We start from the raw sequence: 17,478 nt of genomic DNA, 5'->3' as shown, positions 1-17,478 counted from the left end.
ATGGCTATTCTCGTAACGGGTGGAGCAGGATATATCGGGTCGCATACGGTAGCGGCTCTTCTGGAGCGCGGCGAGGAGGTTGTCGTGCTGGACAATTTGCAGACGGGGCACCGCGGGGCGCTGCTCGGCGGCAAGCTGTACGAAGGGGATTTGCGTGACAAGGAGCTGCTGGCGAAGCTGTTCGCCGAGAACGAGATCGACGCGGTGATCCATTTCGCGGCGAATTCCCTCGTGGGCGAAAGTATGCAGAAGCCGGTGAAGTACTATGATAACAACGTCTACGGCACGCTCTGCCTGCTGGAAGCGATGGACGCGGCGAACGTGCGCCGGATCGTCTTTTCCTCCACGGCGGCGACTTACGGTGAACCGGAACGCGTGCCGATTGTCGAGAGCGACCGTACGCAGCCGACGAACGTGTACGGGGAGACCAAATTGATGATGGAGCGTATGATGTCCTGGTTCGACCAGGTGCTCGGCATCAAATACGTAGCCTTGCGTTATTTCAATGCGGCCGGGGCGCATGACAGCGGCAAAATCGGCGAGGACCACCGTCCCGAAAGCCATCTCATTCCATTGGTGCTGCAAACCGCGCTGAAGCAGCGCGAGAGCATTGCCGTCTTCGGCGACGACTATCCGACGGCAGACGGATCCTGCGTCAGAGACTACATCCACGTGAGCGACCTGGCGGACGCGCACTTGCGGGCGGTCGATTATTTGCGCAAGGGCGAGGCCAGCAACGTGTTTAACCTGGGGATCGGGGAAGGCTTCTCCGTGAAGGAAGTGATCGAGACGGCCAAGAAAGTCACTGGGTTGGACATTCCGGTGGTCATGCAGGCCCGCCGTGCCGGCGATCCCGCTGTGCTCGTTGCATCTTCTGAAAAAGCCCGCACCGTGCTCGGATGGAACCCTTCGCGCACCAAGCTGGAGGACATTATCGAGAGCGCCTGGAGCTGGCATCAAAGCCATCCTGACGGATATGGCAAAGAATAAGGGGGAAGCGCATTGAATTCACAAACCGACACCACGAATCCCTTGAAAGAGCAAGCCTTGCAGGCGATCGACCGCCTCGTGCGTTTCGCCCTGGATCACCGGCTCATTCAGGCTGAAGACGCCGACTACAGCCGCAACCTGCTGCTGGATCTGTTCGGCGCAAGCGAGCCTTCGCTGAGCGAAGCTGAGCCAGAGGCCGCGGACAGTCCGCAGCCGATGATCGACACGCTGCTGGATTACGCGTTTGAGATCGGACTGATGCCCGAGAACACCGACACTTACCGCGACTTACTTGATGCCAAAATAATGGGCCTGCTCATGGCGCGGCCTTCGGAAGTGATCGCGGAGTTTGAGCGCACGGCACGGGAGCAGGGAATCGAAGCAGCGACCGACCGGTTTTACCGACTGTCGATCGATTCGAACTACATCCGGATGGACCGGGTCAGCAAAAACGTATACTGGACGTATCCGTCGGAATACGGCGACATCGAAATGACCATCAACTTGTCCAAGCCGGAGAAAAGTCCGAAGGAAATCGCCATGGCGAAGCTGCTGCCGCCGCCGGTCTACCCTAAATGCCAGCTGTGCCGTGAGAACGTCGGTTATGCCGGCCGGGTCAACCATCCCGCACGCCAAAACCTGCGGATCATTCCGCTTGAGATGAACAACGAGAACTGGTTCTTCCAGTATTCGCCTTATGTGTACTACAACGAGCACTGCATCGTGTTCCACCACGATCACGTGCCGATGAAGCTGACGAAGGACAGCCTGCGTCGCCTGCTCGCTTTTGTAGACGTCTTCCCGCATTATTTTATCGGCTCGAATGCCGATCTGCCGATCGTGGGCGGGTCCATTCTAACCCACGACCACTTCCAGGGCGGGCGACATACGTTCCCGATCCAGAACGCGCCGAAGGAAGCATCCTTCGCTCACCCGCAGTTCCCGGGCGTCATGGTCAGCATCGTCAAATGGCCGATGTCTGTGCTGCGGCTTGCGTCGGCGGACAGTGCCGTCCTGCTGGAATGCGCCGATTCCATCTACGAAGCCTGGAAGCAGTACAGCGATCCGGAAGCCGAGATTTATGCTTTTACAGAAGAAGGCGGGCAGCGGGTGCCGCATAATACGGTGACCCCGATCGTCCATCGGACGCCGGACGGCGCTTACGAAATGGACTTGGTGCTGCGCAACAACCGGACCAGCGAGGAGCATCCGGCGGGGATTTTCCATCCACATGCCGAAATGCACCATATCAAGAAGGAAAACATCGGCCTCATTGAGGTGATGGGCCTGGCGATTCTGCCGGGACGGCTGAAGGAAGAGCTGGATCAGGTCGCGGATATTCTGTCCGGAAACCGCGGGCTGTATGAAGCGCTGCTACAGGACGACAACCATCCGCTCCAGGTTCACAAACCGTGGATCACCCGCCTGGTGGAAGAACAGGGCATGGAGCGGGACAAAGCTGCCGCCGAGGAATGGGTCCGCGAGGAGGTTGGACGCATTTTCGTGGAGATTTTGGGCCACGCCGGCGTCTACAAACGGACGGAGGCCGGGCAGCAGGCGTTCCGCCGCTTCCTTGCTTCGATGGGTTATACCGAGGCGTAATATACTATCTTCGGGGGATGCGCCCCCTTCCTTACAAACCGCTTATTCCCTGCACGGGAAGGGCGGTTTGTTTCTTCTGCGGCCGGAGGGTTATAATATTTAGGGCAACTCATTACATCATGGAGGCGAATCCGACAATGAAAGCATTTGAATTTCATAACCCGACCAAGCTGATTTTCGGCCAAGGTCAGCTGGATAAATTAAAAACCGAAGTTCCGAAATACGGGAAAAAGGTGCTGCTGGTCTACGGCGGCGGAAGTATCAAACGCGCCGGCCTGTACGACAACGTGCTTGCGCTGCTCAAGGAAATCGGCGCCGAGGTGACCGAACTGGCGGGCGTAGAGCCGAATCCGCGCTTATCGACTGTACATAAAGGGGTGGACCTGTGCCGGACGAACGGCATTGAGCTGATCCTTGCGGTTGGCGGCGGCAGCGTCCTGGACTGCTCCAAGGCGATTGCGGTCGGCGCCAAATACGACGGCGATATGTGGGACTTTGTGGAACGCAAAGCCGCTCCGCAGTCGGCCCTTCCGCTCGGCACGGTGCTGACGATGGCGGCGACGGGCTCGGAAATGAACGGAGGCTCGGTCATTACGAACGAGCAAACGAAAGAAAAGATGGGCTGGGGCAGCCCGTATGCCTTCCCGGCATTTTCCATCCTGGATCCGGTGAACACGTATTCCCTGCCGAAAGACCAAACCGTTTACGGTATGGTAGACATGATGTCCCACGTGCTGGAGCATTACTTCCACCAGGAGACCAACACGCTGGTTCAGGACGGATTCTGTGAAACGGTCCTTCGTACCGTCATCGAAACCGCGCCGAAGCTGATTAACGATCTGGAAAACTATGAGTACCGTTCTACGATCATGTACTGCGGCACGATGGCGCTGAACGGGGTGCTGAACATGGGCATGTCCGGCGACTGGGCGACCCACAACATTGAACACGCCGTATCGGCTGTGTATGACATTCCGCATGGCGGCGGTTTGGCCATCCTGTTCCCGAACTGGATGAAATATAACCTGAGCGTGGATCCGGGCCGCTTCAAGCGCCTTGCCGTTAACGTGTTTAACGTGGATCCGGCCGGCAAGAGCGATGAGCAGGTCGGGGAAGAGGGCATCCAGGCGCTTCGCGATTTCTGGAGCTCCATCGGTGCGCCGGCCCGCCTTGCCGATTACGACATCGACGACAGTCAGATCGAAGTGATGGCTGAGAAGTCGGTCCGCTTCGGTCCGTTTGGCAACTTCCGCAAGTTGAACAAGGAAGACGTCATCGAAATTTACAAAATGTCTCTGTAAGGCGATAAGCGTTCCGCCAGCGACCGGAGAGCCGGAACATTCTTCCTTTCTCCGCCAATATAGCCAAGGGGCTTCCCATAAGGTCGATCCGACCCGGGAAAGCCCCTTTTTGCCGTTCTGCTGCTTTTCCTGCGTCGAGAATACGGGTTGATGTTGCCCACCCTTAGCTTACTGAACTTACGGCTTACTTTGTACCTCTTGAACCGGCTTGAATCTCTCGGCCTTCCATAGGGTCGGTCTCATGATGGCCCAGTCTCTTACGGGAGCGTGCCAGCATCACTAAGCCCAGGAGGGCCGTCAGAACGGCAATCATGACCATAGGGCTGTATCGGTTGACCTGATAGAGAGTAGTGCTTGCAATAGGGGCGATAATGGCGGAAATCCCCTGCATGGCTGCAACCATGCCGGCAACGCCTCCTTGCTGTTCATGACTTACCGACAGAGAAGCGCCTGCCATAAATCCGGTCATCATAAGCCCAGCTCCTAAACCAAACACCAAAAACGCCAAATAGAAAAAGGGAAGCTGAATGGCAAAAAGGAATAGGAGCATGCTTGCGACGAGAATCAATGATCCGAGCAGGATCATCGCCCGTGGTCCCCATTTCAGCCATTTGGACTGAACGACTTGTGAGATGAGCATAGCCAGGCCTGTAAACATGAGCCCGAAGGAAACGACCCCTGCCAACCGGTCAGACGGGAGACTGAGCTGATCCTGCAAATAAAAACCACCGACGACCTGAATCGTGACGAGCCCGATCATTGTCACCAACGCTGCAAGTAAATAGAGCCGTAAACCGGGTTGGAACGGACTGACTTTGACGGCCCCACCTCGAAGCGCCGGTTTCGTTACAGGCATTAGCAGCAGAGTGACGACACAGGCGACAGCTGCCATCGTAATGCCAAAATATAAAGGCCACAATAAACCAATGATAGTGAAGATGCCGGCAACGGCCGGCCCCAGAACAAGCCCAAGTCCATTCGCAGCGCTGATGATTGCCATACCGCTTCCTCTATTTTTCCCTTCAGTCACATCGCCGATATAAGCCTGTGAGGAGGACAGGATGGCCGGAATGAAGAAACCGACCAGGCTGCGGGCACCAATCATAAGAGACAGCAGCAGCCCGCCGCTAAGCCAGTGTTGGAAACCGGCATAAAAGACGGCCGTCAACAATAAAGTACTGATGCACATGCCGATAAACCCGATCAGTATAACCGATTTCCGTCCTTTCGCGTCACTGATATTCCCCCATACCGGAGCCATGACGGCCATCATGACCGATCCGCTGGAAATCAAGATTCCGGAGTGAATTTCCTTGAGTCCTAATTCCCGTATTAATGACGGTGTAATCGGAGCAAGGAGCATAAGCCCCAACATCGCTACAAAAACGCTGAAAAAGACGCTTCCCTTGATTTTATTCATTCGCTGCACTCCTTTTCTCAAATGGATCATTTGAGTAGGAGTATAAGCAAAGGGGGCTGTGTGTTCTCCCTTGTTACGGATGGAACTGCGGTCAAACGGATTAAAATTGTTTTTTGACCTCGGAAGGCTTCATGCCGTATCTCCGAAAAAACTGCTCGGAAAATGCGCTAACGTTGCTGTACCCTACGGTCATCGCAGCCTTGGTCACATTGGCGGCCCGGTTTCGCAAAAGGCTCATCGCATGGTCGAGGCGAATCTGTCTTACATATTCGAACACGGTCAAGCCGAAGCATGCCTTGAATCCCATCTTCAGTTTAAAGTCGTTTAACTCGACCATCTTTGCCAATGCCAACAGCGAAGGAGGGTCTGCCATACACGATTCAAGGATTTGCTTTGCCTGGTGCAATTTTTGGACATCCCCTTTAGACAAACCGCTCGGAATAGGCGTCACAACAAATAGTTGATGCATATGCCGGTTCAGCAGTTCCAATGCAGCTGCTTCCATCATTAGCGGGGATCTGTCGGCATTTTTTAAATCCGAGATTAATTGCTTTATCAATATCATGCTTCTCGCATCGGGTTCAACATCAAAAGACCGGAATGTTTGCCCTTGCAGGAGCCGGTTAAAATCCAAATGGTTGTTTGGCGACGCTGCCGATGGATTAGCCGCATAATCGAATAGAGCTACCGGGATAGCCAGTGATAGCGAAGTATACGGCTCTTCAGCTGATGGATAAAACTGGGCTTGAAAGTCCTGAACGAAGGCAAGCGTACCCCGCCCGACCGGAGTTTCGTGTTCCCGGCCCGATACCACCACCTGCCGTTGACCGGACAGAGTGAACTGAAGTTCAACCATGCGCCCTTTTGAGGCAAAACGAAAAGGATACGGCTTGTGATAGTGAACCTCATGGTATACAATTTCGATCCCGCTGTAAGTCGTGACCTTGTATGCTATGCCGGTGCCGACTTCGGATCGAAGCATATAAGAGATTCCGTTGTTTTGGCCGAATAAGGTTTCACCGAAATATCGCTGACAAATGGAAGTCAACGGTTCCACAATCATCACCTCTGACGACGATTATACCGGACGTTTGCATGCGTATCGAGGGGATGATTCCTATCACGCAATCACTCGGGGATAAAACGCGACTCTCAATGGTTAATGTGACGGTTCCGCCGCACCCCATAATGAAGCCGGACCAACCAAATCGTCTTCATCATTCCTTTCAGTGCCAGAAGGATGGTTACGATCTTCAGCCAAAGGATGACGTCCGGCTGATAAATTTCTGCAATATGCCATACCGGCACAACCTGAGTCATACTCAATATGAGCACAATAAACAACCCTGCGAATTCCAGAACGATGTTGGCTATCACTTTGAAAGATTTTGCGGACGAGGCGGAGGGGTCAGGTCTCCATGGTCCAAGGCAGCGCCTAGCGGTTCGAGCGACCGTGTATAATAACCACGCGCTGAGTATGATTATAATTCCGTTAACAAGCAGTTATTTCTGCGAAATGCTTAGAAAAGATCCGCCTGTCGGCCGCTCATTCAAGATGCTGATGACCCCGGTTGCGATGTGGGTCGTTGTGTTATTCCCGTCCTATAATCCTTGTGCCCGTCCGGCATACTCGTTTTCGTAAATGCCCTGCACAAGTTCCAGCACCGGTTTGCCGGCTTCGGCATACTTCAACTCTGTGGGCTCGTTTTTCAACAGAAATACGCCGTTCAGGTTCTTGTGTTTGCCGAAAGCCGCTTCATACAGGAGCGATGCGCCCTTTGAGGGAGGACTCATGACCAGCTTCATCGCAATTTTTATATACCAGGGCAGCCCGGAATTTTTTCCTTTCCGCATCGTATTGTTACCCCCGGGGTCGGCGCTGCGGATCGCCAAACCTTCGGCGGCTGCCAAGGGGGCGGCTTCTCGGGTCCACAGCGACAACGCCAGCTTCGTAGAGGCGTAAGGGCCGAACAGCTTCTTGAACGTCTGCGGAGATGCAAGCTCTGTCGGCTCGAAGCGGCGGACCATTTTCATCGCTGAGGACGACGTGTTGATGATCGTTTTGAAGGAACCTTGCTTTACCAAATCTTTCAGCTCCATAAAGATGATATAGGGAACTACGGTTTGCAGTTCGAAGTGCATCTCCCGTCCCTGCTTGGAATACACAAGCTCAGGGAAACTGCCCCCGGCGTTGTTAAACAGCACGTCGATTTTGTCCTCCTTGCTCTTGATCTCGTCCAGCGCTCGTTGTAAGGCGGAGAAATCGGCGAGATCGGCTTTATATAGACGAAGCTGCCGGTTGGCGAGAGCTTTCTGAATCAAGGCTTCATCGCTGGGGAAAGCGGAACGGACCAAGGCAAGAACGGTCCAGCCTTCACCCAGCAGTCTGCGGGTCAGCTCCAGGCCGATGCCGTTGTTTGCCCCGGTAATCAGTGCAATTGAGTTGGTTTTCATATGTGCCTCCTAGCAAATGGATAGGTTTTTGTATTTGCGGTAAAGCCACTCTACAACTTGTAGTCGGCTACAAGTCAATCCCCATTTTCGAAGAACTTACCGGACTTGACCTGGAGTCAGCTCCAAGTTGTATGATGGTATGAACATACCAGAAACGAAAGGGAAGAAAGCCATGACTGATGCATATACGATCAAAGAAGCCGCGGAGCATACCGGCATCCCCGAAGAAACGATTCGCTATTACGAACGGATCGGGATTCTTCCGCGAGCAGAGCGCAAACCAAACCGCCACCGGGTGTACCGGCCAAAGGATTTGGAGACGATGAAGCTGGTCACCTGCCTGAAGAAGACAGGTATGCCGCTGGAGGAAATGAAGCCGTTTTTGAAATTGTCGGTCGGCGATGACATTAGCGAGCATCCGGAACTGCACGATTTGATTTTGGAGCACCGGGCGAAAATTAGGGAACAGATGGACTCTCTTCAGCAGATCCTGGATTTCATTGATTCTCAGATGATAGGAATAGCGCCTGAAGCGGAGTGTGGTTTGGCTGACCAGCCGAAACGATTCGGCTTCCTGAGCTTGAAACCGTGAGCCAGCCGGAAGGAAAAGGAGGATTTTGGCGGAAAATTCCCGGAATTCTAACGAAAAAGGAAAATTTTGAAACAATTTAAGCACTTCTAACGTATACCCTTATATAGACAGTCAGGAATACGCGCAGGGGGGAACGGAGGATGGAAACGCTTTATTGGAGCTGCCTGGCAGGCGGGGTTATTTTTGCGGTGGTCAGCGTGGTGCTCGGTGATATTTTGAGCCATGCGCTGGATGGGTTTCTCGATTTTTTGTCCGTTGACGTGCTGAAGCCGATGGTGATTGCGACGGCGGTGACTGTATTCGGTGGCGCAGGCATTTTGCTGCTGCGTTACACCAGTTTGCACCAGGGCTTAAGCGCACTCTTTGCTGGAATCGGTGCCGTTGCTATGGCGGGTATCGTCTATGTGGCGTATGTCAGGCCGATGGAGAACAGCGAGAATTCCACGGGATATTCCATCCGCGAGCTCGAAGGCCGCATCGGTGAAGTGACGATTCCCATTCCGCCGGAAGGGTTCGGTGAGGTGATGGTGAGGCTGGGAGCAGGCAACACACTGCACATCGCATCCAGTCTGGAGCGCCTTCCGCAGCCCGCCGGAACCCGCGTCGTCGTCGTGGATGTGCTGGACGGCGTCCTGCGCGTGACCGGACTTGAAGAGAGAAAAGGAGATGTGGTTTGATGACAGTGCCTGAATACCTGGTAATACCGCTGATCGTTATAGGGGTAATCGTTGTGCTTGGCTTGGCTTTCTGGGCCCGTTACAAAACGGTGGGACCGGATGAAGCCATGATCGTGACGGGATCGTTTCTGGGAAGCAAAAACATATCGGAGGATGAATCCGGACGGAAAATTAAAATCGTTCGGGGCGGAGGGGCTTTTATCCTGCCCGTCTTCCAGCAGTCGGAATTCATATCGCTGCTCTCCCACAAGCTGGATGTGTCAACGCCGGAGGTGTACACGGAGCAGGGCGTGCCCGTCATCGCCGACGGCGTGGCCATCATCAAAGTAGGCGGCTCGATTGAGGACGTCGCGACCGCGGCCGAGCAGTTCATTGGCAAGCCGATCGAAGCCTTGAAGGGCGAGGCGCAGGAAGTGCTGGAAGGGCATCTGCGGGCCATTCTCGGTTCGATGACCGTGGAAGAGGTGTACCGGAACCGCGACAAGTTTGCCCAGGAGGTTCAGGGCGTGGCGGCTAGAGATTTGAAAAAAATGGGCCTGCAGATCGTCTCCTTTACGATCAAGGACGTGCGCGACAAGCAGGGGTACCTCGATGCGCTCGGCAAGCCGCGGATTGCAGCGGTGAAACGGGACGCGGAGATCGCCGAGGCGGAAGCGATGCGCGATGCGCGGATCCAGAAGGCGAACGCCGAGGAGCAGGGACAGAAGGCCGAGCTGCTGCGCGATACGAATATCGCCGAAGCGACGAAGGCGAAGGAATTGAAGGTAGCTTCCTTTAAGAAGGAACAGGACACTGCCAAGGCGGAAGCCGACCAGGCGTATCACATACAGGAAGCCCGCGCCAAGCAGACGATGGTGGAAGAGCAGATGAAGGTAGAGCTCGTTCGCAAGGAGCGGGAGATCGACCTGCAGGAGAGGGAAATTCTGGTGCGGCAGAAGCAGTATGATGCCGAAGTGAAGAAAAAAGCGGACGCCGACCGGTATGCAGTCGAAGTCGCGGCCGAAGCCGACAAGGCGAGAAAAATGCTGGAGGCCGAGGCGCTGCAGTACTCCATCGAAACCCAGGCGAAGGCTTCGGCCGAGCAGAAGCGGCTGGACGGCCAGGCCATTGCCGACGCAGAACGTGCCAAAGGTACCGCCGAGGCGGAAGTCATCCGCCTGCGGGGTCTTGCGGAAGCTGATGCGAAAGAGAAGCTGGCTGAAGCCTTCCAGAAGTTCGGCGAAGCGGCCATCCTCGATATTATCGTGAAAATGCTGCCGGACCTGGCGGGCAAAATCGCTGAGCCGATCGCTTCCATCGACAAGCTGACGGTGGTGGACACCGGCAAGGGAGAGGGCGCGGCACGCGTGAGCAATTACGTCACTGAGCTGATGTCGACGGCTCCGGAAATGCTCAAGAACGTGTCCGGCATCGACGTGGAGAGCCTTATCCAAGGCTTGACCGGACGGAAAACGCCTCCGGCTGCATCCGCGGCGCCTGCGGCCGCACAGCAGGATTTGGTTACCCTGGAAGCGGGGGCAACGAAGGAATAATAGAACTCTACGCGGGATAACCGGCGCTTCGCAAGCCGAATGATCGGCATGCGAAGCAGACGACGGGGTATCCCGATCCTCGATCAAACAGTAACAGAATTATAACTTAAACGGCGGCTCGCTTTGGGTGTTTTTCCAAAGTGAAGCCGCCGTTTTTGTTTGAGGGGTTAACCATCAGCAAGGATTCACATTACAGCAGCAGTATCGCCGCACCCATCATCGGGGTGATGACCATGCATGTTTTCAGCCAACGGGCGGGAACGCGCTTCGTAAACTTCGCCCCGACGTAAGAGCCGATCATCGTTCCGCACACCACCGCAATGAGCAGCCGGAAATCCAGGTACCCGATTGTAAAATAGCCTGCTCCGCCAGCCAGCGCGATCGGAATGATGACCATCATCGTCGTTCCTGCCGCATAGCGCATCGGCATGCCAAGCAGGAGCATGAGCCCCAGCTGGATGAACGGCGTGGAACCGATGCCGAACAGGCCGGACAGCATGCCGGTAACGACGCCGATCAGCAGCGCGGATGACCAATACCGCAGCCCCTTGGCGGCAGGCGGAGCCTGGTTAACGGACGCACCCGGCCGACGCGAAACGACCGCCATCCGCAGCCACAAGGCGAGCCCCGAGGCGAACAGCATGCCGGAAGTCATCCAGCCCAGTTTATCCTCCGGAATGAGCGTTGACCAGCTGGAGCTGACCCACGCCCCCGCCGCTCCGGCCAAACCGACGACCGCGCCCGACTTCAGCAGCATATTTCCTTCGCGGTAATGGCTGACCGAACCGGAAAGGGACGAGAAGAACATCGCCGCCAGCGCAGTTCCCAGCGCAATATGAATCGGATATCCGAACACAACGGTCAAGATCGAAATGATAAAACCGGAGCCGCCCGCGCCCACGAAGCCCAGGAGCAGACCGAGCAGAATCATAACGGCAGAGATATCGATCAGCTTCATCGATCCACCCTCCATACCTGATGGGGAACGCCGATTCCAGCCGGTTCCGGCAGGTCATCCTCAACGAGGCTGGTAGTGTCCAGCACCATAATGGCCGATTTCGACCCATAGACCGGCCATGCAGGCAGCGCATCGATATTGGGATCCCCGCTTCGTATGAACGCGACCCAGGCTTCCCGCATACTTCTTGCGAGCGGGTATTGCTCGGCGGGTACTGCGTACGGGTCGCCGGCTGCAAGGGCAGCCGGAGCCTGCGTTTCCGGATCCCAATGAATAAGGCTGCCCTCATAGCCGTGCGTCGCTCCGAGAGCGCTGCCAGCGCGAAGCCGATACATCCATACCGGGGTTCCTGAGGAAGCGAGGGCCTGTGCGAACTGCACAGCTCCAATCGTGTACAGATGCTCGGTTAACGTTGTACACCATGCGTCGGCTGGGGACATCGCCTCGGCATAACGCTGATAGGCATCCCATACGGCGGGAGCATGGCTTCCAAAAAATCTGTCGAGCGGTTCCATGCCTGGGGACTGGAGCGTGGAATCGTCCCGGATGAAGATCGATGCTTCGTTTTCGTTCGTGCCGATCAGGAGCGGCGGCAGACCGGAACTCGCGGCAATGCCGGCCAAAGGGTCCAAGGGAATGACCCGGCCGTCCGCCACCGGGCCGAACATGTGCAGGCTGCGCGACGTATCCGATCCGACGGCGGACTGCGCTGCGATGAGCTGCTCGAACGGAAGCTCCAGCAGCGGGCTTGGATCTGCACCGGACAAGCCCAGCTCCTCGAGGATCCGGAGGGTGGTGACGTTGGCGGTGCGCCGATCCCGGATCGCTTGGGTGGCGCCGCTCTGTGCCACGGCCCGGTGGAACAACCCTCGTGCCGCTTCCATCGCATAAAGCGAAGCGGTGCACTTGGCACCGGCGGAATTCCCGATAACAGTCACGCGGGCCGGATCGCCGCCAAAGGCAGAGATGTTACGCTGAACCCACTGCAGCGCGGCCGTAATATCGAGCAGACCGTTGTTACCCGAAGCTGCATACTCTTCGCCCAGCACCTCGCCCAAGTAGAGGAAGCCTAACGCGCCAAGGCGGTAATTGATCGATACGTAGACGATGCCATCCTCCGCCGCATGCCGCAAACCGTCGCAGTCCGAGCCGGTGCCCGATACGAATCCGCCGCCATGAATATACACCAATACGGGCATCGATTCTTTTTCGCATCCCCGGGTCCACACGTTCAAATACAAACAATCTTCGGACTGTATACGTGTAGCCCCTACTGAAGGATCGGTTTGCTGGGGGGCGAGCGGACCGAAGTGATCGCATTTTCTTATGCCGGGCCATGGTTGCGGAGGCGCCGGAGGCTGGAATCTCCGTTTGCCCGTCGGCGGCGCTGCATAGGGAATGCCCCGAAATACATAGGCCCCTTGTAAAGGTACTCCTGAAACTTTGCCTGATGTGGTTTGTACGATCAAGGTGCTCGACTCCTATTCCTATTGATTTGTGAACTATTATAACTTGTTTATTCCATGAACTATAATATATATTGAATTATATTTATCATAACTTATAGGTTATTCTCGAGATCGAAAGAGGGATATGGAATGGAACTGCTGCAGCTAAAATATTTTCAGGTTGCTGCCCGGATGCAGCATATGACCCAGGCTGCCCGCAGCCTGCATATTTCGCAGCCGGCGCTCAGCAAAATGATCGCCTCGCTGGAAGCCGAGCTGGGGACGAAGCTGTTTGAGCGGGAGCCCAAAAGCATACGGCTGAACGAGCACGGCAAGTTATTTTTGCACCAGGTGGATATCGCCCTGCAGGCCCTTGAGGACGGCAAGCTGCAGCTGCAGGACCTCGGGGGCTCTGCTTCTCCCGCCGTCTCGCTCGACGTCCGCGTTTCCTCGCATTTACTGCCGGACCTGCTGGCCGATTTCCGCAAAGAATGCCCGGCCGCCGAGTTCCATTTGCTGCAGCATTCGACGTTCGAAGGGGCGGCGATCTTCGATCTTTGCCTTTCTGACGGGGCTGAACTGCCGCCGGGAACAACGTCGCTATCTTTGCTGGAAGAGGAAATTTTCGTTGCGGTTCCCGCGGACCATCCGCTCGCTGACCGTACGCAAATCGGCTTGAAGGAGCTGAGGGAGGAGAGCTTCATCTCGCTGCCTCCGGGCAAATCGCTGCGCGAAACGACGGATGCTTTTTGCCGCCTAGCCGGTTTTACTCCGCGTATCCGGTTTGAGAGCGACGACCCGGCCATGGTTCGCGGTTTGATCCGGGCGGGTCAAGGCGTTGCTTTTCTGCCGGCTATTACTTGGGGCGGTTCAACCGGGCCGGACGTCGTTCTGCTGCGGCTCGAGGAAAGCTGGTGCAAACGCTCGATTGCCTTGTCCTGGCCGCAGGAACGGTATTTGACGCATACCGCTGCGGCATTTCGCGATTTTGCCGCGAACTATTTTGCCAGGCTGGCTGCATCGCATCATCAAGATAGTGGCCGAGGCGATTAGAATAGGGAATGCACGGTTTCATGTCCGCTCGGTTTGACGAATCGGCAGATTTCTGATATTTTTTCTGTCTGTCAGAGATGATAAACTTATCAGGCGTCAGCAAACGAGGTGCATAGTGTGAGCAGTCTGCAAGTGAGCAAGGTGTTAAACAACAATGTCATCATTGCCGAGCATCCCCAGCACGGCGAGGTGGTGGTCATCGGCAAAGGGATCGGCTTTAATCGGAAGTCCGGGCAGGCCATTCCGCTGGCTGAGGTAGAGAAGATGTTTATTTTGACCAAGCCGGAGGAGCAGGAGCAGTACAAGCAGCTGCTGCCTCAGGTCGACGAGAAACTGATTGAAGCGGTCAACGAAATATTGCTGCATGCCGACCAGACAAGCTCAGGGGCCTTGAACGAGCATGTCCATATCGCACTGACGGATCACATCGCATTTGCGATCAAGCGCATGCAGCAGGGCATTCATATCCATAATCCCTTTTTGTACGAGACCAAAGAAATGTACCCCGAGGAGTTTCGAATGGCGGAGTTCGCCGTCCGGCTGATTCATCAGAAGCTTGGTGTGGACCTGGGTGAAGAGGAAGCTGGATTTATCGCTCTGCATATCCACGGCGCGCTGACCAACCAGCATATTTCCGAAGTGCGCAAGCATTCCGAGCTGATCAGTGATCTGGTCCACATCGTGGAGACGGAGATGGACTTCCGGGTCCCGCGGGATTCGCTGGACTACTCGCGCCTGATTACGCACCTCCGCTTTGCTTTGGAGCGAATCCGCAGAGGCGAGGCCGTAGAGGAAACAGACACGCTCGACGCCTTGATGCAGCGGGAATATCCGGATACGTACCGGCTCGCTCAAAAGCTGACCGGAGTGATGGAGGAGCGCCTCGGCCGGCCCGTATATCCGGCGGAAGTGGGATATCTGACGATCCATCTCCAGCGTCTGGTTCACAAAAAGCAGGGGCGCGTGGATTGATCGCTTGCAGGTGTGGCGCCTTTGATTGTGTATGGTACCGCCGCATTCGAATTGGAAGAAGCGCAGGCGCCTTTTTGTGAATATCAAGCGCTTGCAACTTGGCGGGATGGGTGCTACAATACTGACTGTAATGAACCCAATTGAACATGCATACGTGTTACTGATACGATCAGGCATGAGTAAACCTGTAGATCTTGGTTGTTTTCCCCATTACTGGGGCAATCTAACGCTTAGCGGTAGAGACCAGGATCCCGAGCGGATACTCATGCCTTTTTGGTATTTACAAAATCTCAACAGAAAGCAGGATGATCCTCATGCAGCAAACGTTTAAAATTATCGATGAAGACGGAATCCATGCGCGTCCGGCGACGGCGCTTGTCAATACAGCTACCAAATTCAAGGATACGGAATGTTTTGCCGAATCCGGCGGGAAGAAGGTTACTTTAAAATCGATTTTGGGCGTTCTGTCTCTGGATCTGGAGCAGGGCGACATCATTTCGCTGATCGCGGAAGGCGGCGATGAGCGCGCAGCGCTGGAAGCGCTTGAGCAGGTTATGGTTGGCGAGGGGCTGGGCGAGATTCATGAATAAGATCAAGGGAATCGCGGCATCGGCGGGAATTGCGATTGCCCGCGCATTCATCTTGGAGCATCCGGATTACACGGTAAGCCGCAAGCAGGCGGATGACGTTCAGGCCGAGCTTGCGAAGCTGGATGATGCGCTGGTCAAGTCGCGGGCGGAGCTTGAGGCGATCAAGGCGCGAACGATGGCGGAATTGGGCGAGAAAAAAGCGGAAATTTTCGAGTCGCATCTGCTTATTTTAAGCGATCCCGAGCTTATTGACCCGGTGAAGGACAAAATCCGGAGCGAAGCGGTCAATGCGGAATATGCCCTGGATGAGACGGCAGCGCAGTTCATCCGGATGTTCGAAAATATGAAAAGCGCTTATCTCCAGGAACGCGCCGCGGATATGCGGGACGTAACCAAGCGCATTCTGAAGCATCTGCTCGGCCTTCAATACGTGAGCCCGTCGGAGATCGATGAGGAAGTCATCGTGATCGCCGAGGACCTGACTCCATCGGACACGGCCGGCTTAAACCGCAAGTTCGTGAAAGGCTTTACGACGAATATCGGCGGTCGAACGTCGCACTCGGCCATCATGGCCCGTTCGCTCGAAATTCCGGCAGTGGTCGGCACGAAAAGCGTTCTAAGCTCCGTGCAGAGCGGCGAGCTGGTGATCGTGGACGGGATTGAAGGTGATGTCATCATCCATCCGACCGAAGAGGTGATCGCCGAATACACGGCGAAGCAGCAGGCCTATGCGAAGCAGATGGAGGAGTGGAAGCAGCTCCGTACGGAACCAACCGTCTCGAAGGACGGGGTTCATGTGGAGCTGGCGGCCAACATCGGTACGCCGAACGACGTGGCAGGCGTTCTTGACAACGGCGGCGAAGCGGTCGGATTGTACCGGACCGAGTTCCTCTACATGGGCCGCGACAAGCTGCCTTCGGAGAATGTGCAGTACAACGCCTACAAAACCGTGCTGGAGCAGATGGAAGGCAAGCCGGTAGTCGTTCGCACGCTGGACATCGGCGGCGACAAGGAGCTGCCTTACATGGACCTGCCGAAGGAAATGAATCCGTTTCTCGGATTCCGCGCGATTCGCCTCTGCCTGGACCGGCAGGACATTTTCCGGATCCAGCTGAGAGCTCTGCTGCGGGCCAGCGTGCACGGCAACCTCCGCATCATGTTCCCGATGATCGCCACGCTTGCCGAGTTCCGGGCAGCCAAGGCCGTTCTTCTGGAAGAGAAGGACAAGCTGGCGGCGGAAGGCATCGCCGTCGCAGACGACATCCAGATCGGGATCATGGTCGAAATTCCGTCGACAGCCGTCCTGGCGGACGTATTCGCCAAGGAAGTGGATTTCTTCAGCATCGGCACCAATGACCTGATCCAGTACACGATGGCAGCCGACCGGATGAACGAACAGGTATCGTACCTGTATCAGCCCTATAATCCGGCGATCCTTCGTCTGGTCAAAATGGTCATCGACGCCGCGCACCGCGAGGGCAAGTGGGTCGGCATGTGTGGCGAAATGGCCGGGGACGCCGTGGCCATCCCGATTCTGCTCGGCCTCGGGCTCGACGAGTTCAGCATGAGCGCCTCGTCCATCCTTCCGGCGCGCAGTCAGATCTCCAAGCTGTCCCGGGCGGATATGGAGCGGCTCGCCGAACAGGCGCTGCAGCTCGGCACGGCGGAGGAAGTGACGCAGCTGGTACAGAACCTTCAGTAGCGGATGGTTCTGCTGGTGACCAGCGGGGATTTAGAAAGGCATCACGATTTATAACCCTTATTTATCAACCTGAGTTTAGTTAAGCTTTGCACGCATAACGCATATCTTTATTCGAGCTTGGCCGGTATTCTATAGAATGCCGGTCTTTTTTTATATGGTTATGTCTCCGGTTTACAGAAAATATATA

At 55.6% G+C, this 17,478-nt stretch carries 16 protein-coding genes; 10 read left to right on the top strand and 6 right to left on the bottom strand.

Annotated features, from left to right (window positions below; genetic code table 11):
• The 3 genes from galE (at position 1) to GCU45_RS07635 (ending at position 3,893) form a co-directional block, all read left to right on the top strand.
• Positions 1-990 (top strand): UDP-glucose 4-epimerase GalE, encoded by a 990-nt coding sequence (gene galE / locus GCU45_RS07645; RefSeq protein WP_076169661.1) that lies wholly within the window; start codon positions 1-3, stop codon positions 988-990.
• Positions 991-1,002: 12 nt separating this feature from the next.
• The gene (locus GCU45_RS07640; RefSeq protein WP_152398541.1) at positions 1,003-2,592 is read left to right on the top strand and encodes a UDP-glucose--hexose-1-phosphate uridylyltransferase; all 1,590 of its coding nucleotides are present in this window, start codon (positions 1,003-1,005) and stop codon (positions 2,590-2,592) included.
• A 137-nt stretch (positions 2,593-2,729) separates the two neighbouring features.
• Positions 2,730-3,893 (top strand): iron-containing alcohol dehydrogenase, encoded by a 1,164-nt coding sequence (locus tag GCU45_RS07635; protein WP_152398540.1) that lies wholly within the window; start codon positions 2,730-2,732, stop codon positions 3,891-3,893.
• A gap of 184 nt (positions 3,894-4,077) precedes the next feature.
• Here GCU45_RS07635 and GCU45_RS07630 read toward each other — a convergent pair whose 3' ends face one another.
• From GCU45_RS07630 to GCU45_RS07615, 4 genes are all read right to left on the bottom strand, one after another.
• A complete protein-coding gene (locus GCU45_RS07630) occupies positions 4,078-5,313 on the bottom strand; it encodes an MFS transporter (RefSeq protein WP_152398539.1) in 1,236 nt (411 codons plus the stop codon).
• Positions 5,314-5,413: 100 nt separating this feature from the next.
• Complete coding sequence (locus GCU45_RS07625; RefSeq protein WP_244364468.1) at positions 5,414-6,169, bottom strand: helix-turn-helix transcriptional regulator; 756 nt, start codon at positions 6,167-6,169, stop codon at positions 5,414-5,416.
• A 296-nt stretch (positions 6,170-6,465) separates the two neighbouring features.
• Positions 6,466-6,648 carry a hypothetical protein gene (locus tag GCU45_RS07620; RefSeq protein ID WP_152398537.1) on the bottom strand — a complete coding sequence of 61 codons (183 nt, stop codon included), beginning with the start codon at positions 6,646-6,648 and terminating at the stop codon, positions 6,466-6,468.
• A 267-nt stretch (positions 6,649-6,915) separates the two neighbouring features.
• Positions 6,916-7,767 (bottom strand): SDR family NAD(P)-dependent oxidoreductase, encoded by an 852-nt coding sequence (locus GCU45_RS07615; protein ID WP_152398536.1) that lies wholly within the window; start codon positions 7,765-7,767, stop codon positions 6,916-6,918.
• A gap of 172 nt (positions 7,768-7,939) precedes the next feature.
• Between GCU45_RS07615 and GCU45_RS07610 the strand changes: the two genes are divergently transcribed.
• From GCU45_RS07610 to GCU45_RS07600, 3 genes are all read left to right on the top strand, one after another.
• Entirely contained in the window at positions 7,940-8,359 is a 420-nt protein-coding gene (locus GCU45_RS07610; RefSeq protein ID WP_152398535.1) for a MerR family transcriptional regulator, read from the top strand.
• 140 nt (positions 8,360-8,499) lie between these two features.
• Positions 8,500-9,036, top strand: a complete 537-nt coding sequence (locus GCU45_RS07605; RefSeq protein WP_152398534.1) for an NfeD family membrane protein — start codon at positions 8,500-8,502, stop codon at positions 9,034-9,036.
• Entirely contained in the window at positions 9,036-10,568 is a 1,533-nt protein-coding gene (locus tag GCU45_RS07600; RefSeq protein ID WP_244364466.1) for a flotillin lipid rafts scaffold protein FloT, read from the top strand. Before GCU45_RS07605 ends, GCU45_RS07600 begins: the two co-directional genes overlap by 1 nt.
• Positions 10,569-10,758: 190 nt before the next feature.
• Here GCU45_RS07600 and GCU45_RS07595 read toward each other — a convergent pair whose 3' ends face one another.
• Positions 10,759-11,526: a sulfite exporter TauE/SafE family protein gene (locus tag GCU45_RS07595; protein WP_152398533.1), complete on the bottom strand. Its 768-nt coding sequence runs from the start codon at positions 11,524-11,526 to the stop codon at positions 10,759-10,761.
• Positions 11,523-12,995, bottom strand: a complete 1,473-nt coding sequence (locus GCU45_RS07590) for a carboxylesterase/lipase family protein (protein WP_152398532.1) — start codon at positions 12,993-12,995, stop codon at positions 11,523-11,525. Before GCU45_RS07590 ends, GCU45_RS07595 begins: the two co-directional genes overlap by 4 nt.
• A gap of 129 nt (positions 12,996-13,124) precedes the next feature.
• Here GCU45_RS07590 and GCU45_RS07585 point away from each other — a divergent pair, with 129 nt between their 5' ends.
• The 4 genes from GCU45_RS07585 to ptsP all read left to right on the top strand — a co-directional run bounded on the left by GCU45_RS07585 (position 13,125) and on the right by ptsP (position 17,291).
• Complete coding sequence (locus GCU45_RS07585; protein WP_152398531.1) at positions 13,125-14,027, top strand: LysR family transcriptional regulator; 903 nt, start codon at positions 13,125-13,127, stop codon at positions 14,025-14,027.
• Positions 14,028-14,144: 117 nt separating this feature from the next.
• A complete protein-coding gene (gene glcT / locus GCU45_RS07580; protein ID WP_145023363.1) occupies positions 14,145-14,999 on the top strand; it encodes a glucose PTS transporter transcription antiterminator GlcT in 855 nt (284 codons plus the stop codon).
• Between the two features lie 314 nt (positions 15,000-15,313).
• Positions 15,314-15,589: an HPr family phosphocarrier protein gene (locus tag GCU45_RS07575; protein ID WP_076169674.1), complete on the top strand. Its 276-nt coding sequence runs from the start codon at positions 15,314-15,316 to the stop codon at positions 15,587-15,589.
• Positions 15,582-17,291 (top strand): phosphoenolpyruvate--protein phosphotransferase, encoded by a 1,710-nt coding sequence (gene ptsP, locus GCU45_RS07570; protein WP_152398530.1) that lies wholly within the window; start codon positions 15,582-15,584, stop codon positions 17,289-17,291. The genes GCU45_RS07575 and ptsP overlap by 8 nt, the downstream gene beginning before the upstream one ends.
• Positions 17,292-17,478: the final 187 nt, after the last annotated feature.

This window comes from Paenibacillus cellulositrophicus (assembly GCF_009363095.1).
GTDB classification, from domain to species: Bacteria; Bacillota; Bacilli; order Paenibacillales; family Paenibacillaceae; genus Paenibacillus_AQ; species Paenibacillus_AQ favisporus.
This window is presented reverse-complemented; position numbering and strand designations above follow the sequence as displayed.

Excerpts from the sequence above, each read along its gene's own strand:
- GCU45_RS07600 (WP_244364466.1), top strand. The coding sequence starts at position 9,036 with ATGACAGTGCCTGAATACCTGGTAATACCGCTGATCGTTATAGGGGTA.
- GCU45_RS07595 (WP_152398533.1), bottom strand. The coding sequence starts at position 11,526 with ATGAAGCTGATCGATATCTCTGCCGTTATGATTCTGCTCGGTCTGCTC.
- GCU45_RS07610 (WP_152398535.1), top strand. The coding sequence starts at position 7,940 with ATGACTGATGCATATACGATCAAAGAAGCCGCGGAGCATACCGGCATC.
- GCU45_RS07635 (WP_152398540.1), top strand. The coding sequence starts at position 2,730 with ATGAAAGCATTTGAATTTCATAACCCGACCAAGCTGATTTTCGGCCAA.
- GCU45_RS07630 (WP_152398539.1), bottom strand. The coding sequence starts at position 5,313 with ATGAATAAAATCAAGGGAAGCGTCTTTTTCAGCGTTTTTGTAGCGATG.
- ptsP (WP_152398530.1), top strand. The coding sequence starts at position 15,582 with ATGAATAAGATCAAGGGAATCGCGGCATCGGCGGGAATTGCGATTGCC.
- GCU45_RS07615 (WP_152398536.1), bottom strand. The coding sequence starts at position 7,767 with ATGAAAACCAACTCAATTGCACTGATTACCGGGGCAAACAACGGCATC.
- GCU45_RS07575 (WP_076169674.1), top strand. The coding sequence starts at position 15,314 with ATGCAGCAAACGTTTAAAATTATCGATGAAGACGGAATCCATGCGCGT.
- GCU45_RS07625 (WP_244364468.1), bottom strand. The coding sequence starts at position 6,169 with ATGGTTGAACTTCAGTTCACTCTGTCCGGTCAACGGCAGGTGGTGGTA.
- GCU45_RS07585 (WP_152398531.1), top strand. The coding sequence starts at position 13,125 with ATGGAACTGCTGCAGCTAAAATATTTTCAGGTTGCTGCCCGGATGCAG.
- GCU45_RS07605 (WP_152398534.1), top strand. The coding sequence starts at position 8,500 with ATGGAAACGCTTTATTGGAGCTGCCTGGCAGGCGGGGTTATTTTTGCG.
- galE (WP_076169661.1), top strand. The coding sequence starts at position 1 with ATGGCTATTCTCGTAACGGGTGGAGCAGGATATATCGGGTCGCATACG.